The sequence below is a fragment of the Bradyrhizobium sp. genome (assembly GCF_049586575.1).
Taxonomy (GTDB): domain Bacteria; phylum Pseudomonadota; class Alphaproteobacteria; order Rhizobiales; family Xanthobacteraceae; genus Bradyrhizobium.
The window spans coordinates 1-1,565 of record NZ_JBAVCF010000065.1; the positions used below are offsets into that span (position 1 = coordinate 1).

The 1,565-nt window shown below is 58.8% G+C and carries 3 protein-coding genes; all 3 read left to right on the top strand.

The features are described from left to right. The first annotated feature begins 394 nt into the window (after positions 1-394). Positions 395-613, top strand: coding sequence for a hypothetical protein (locus WB528_RS01985; protein ID WP_423886749.1), 219 nt, complete (start codon positions 395-397; stop codon positions 611-613). Continuing rightward, positions 614-916 (top strand): hypothetical protein, encoded by a 303-nt coding sequence (locus tag WB528_RS01990; RefSeq protein WP_423886750.1) that lies wholly within the window; start codon positions 614-616, stop codon positions 914-916. 298 nt (positions 917-1,214) lie between these two features. Beyond that, positions 1,215-1,565 (top strand): YqaJ viral recombinase family protein (locus WB528_RS01995; protein ID WP_423886751.1); only part of this gene is annotated, 351 nt, incomplete at its 3' end.

A 1,565-nucleotide genomic window follows, 5' to 3' on the forward strand; every position in this document is an offset into this window, starting at 1 on the left:
CGCCGCAGCCGCTCTTTCACGTCGTCATCCACGTCACGCACAATGATCTGGGCCATGTTCAACTCTATTTGGCTCAACTCACATTGATATCATGATAGCAAGTGGCATGACGCGGCGCAAGCCGCCCAAGGCAGCGGCGTTTTATCGCAACTTTGGATTCGCGCCATTTCCAAACCGCCCGCTCAGACTTTTCATGGGTGCATCCGAAGCGGCAGAGGCTGTCTCTCGCGCGCTGTCTCGATAGCTATCCCCGAACCATGCCGGCTACGATCGCCGAAGTCATCACGAGCTAACAACCGCGCGCTTATGCGCAGAACGAGAACTTCCGGCGCTGCCAGTCGGGGGGTGCCGGACATTTCGTTGGAGCTGACCCTGGCAGATGCATATTTGGCCGATGGCGAAACACGCGACAGTCGAGTTTGATCCGACGCCCATTAAGGTCGGCGCGGGATGGCGGCTCGTCGCCACCCATCCGAGCGGTCGGCAGGAGCACATCTCCGGATTCCACACTGAAGGGGAGGCCATCGAATGGCTCTCCGGCAACGGCGGTGCCGCGTGGCGCCGCACGCGCGGCTACACCGCCGAAGGATCCGAGCCCGATCGTCGATCGTGAATGGCTTACGCGTTGATCCGCCCGGCCGACTTCGACAACCAAAATGGTGAGGCCTTATTCACATGCATCATCGCGAAGACCTATGCGCCCGAGCTCAATCTCATCGGCGTCGCTGCAGCGGCGCTGGCGACGGATCTCGCCGCCCTGCTCGCCGACGACATCGGTACGAATGGCTGTCCTCAGAACAGCGGCACAATTTGGAATGTTGGTCGCTTGAATCGCGCGTTCCACAAGCGAATTAGCCTTTCTTCAGTTGGCGCTTTCGCAGCCGGACACCCGGGCCGCCTCCGTTCTCGTCTATGAACTCGACGCCGGCTGATTCGAGCGCCCATTTCAACACTGCGAGGGTCGCCTGACGCGTTTCCGCTCCCTCCCCTTCAAATTGACGAAGCGTGGCGACCCCGATGCGCGCAGCATCGGCGAGTTCCTGCTGGGTCCAATCAAGAAGGCCCCTTGCCGCCCGGCACTGCGCAGCCGTGATCATGACGAGCCAAGAGGCCAAAACCGCTGATTCGCGTCAATGTGATCGTTTTTCGATTGACTTCGTATTCAATTGTTTTTATATTATACGATATAATTTAATCTGTTAAGGAAAGCGCCAATGGTGGAAAACCAATCGCCTCCGGGTCGCCGATCTTTCATCGGAGGTTCCGACGCCCGGATCATCATGGGAAGCGATGAGAGCGCCCTGCTCCGCCTATGGCGGGAGAAGCGTGGTGAGGCGGAACCAGAGGACCTCTCCGGTAATCTCATCGTTCAACTCGGCCTCGTCACCGAGGAACTCAACCGGCATTGGTACGAGGCCAATACAGGGCGCGTCATAACGGACGTCCAGAAATGGGTCCGGCATCCGACCCTCCGATGGATGGCCGCCACCCTAGATGGCCGGGTCGCACACAGTGGCGAGGTATTCGAATCCAAATTCATGCTTCCCTGGTATTTCTCCGAGGAA

Excerpts from the sequence above, each read along its gene's own strand:
- WB528_RS01985 (WP_423886749.1), top strand. The coding sequence starts at position 395 with ATGGCGAAACACGCGACAGTCGAGTTTGATCCGACGCCCATTAAGGTC.
- WB528_RS01990 (WP_423886750.1), top strand. The coding sequence starts at position 614 with ATGGCTTACGCGTTGATCCGCCCGGCCGACTTCGACAACCAAAATGGT.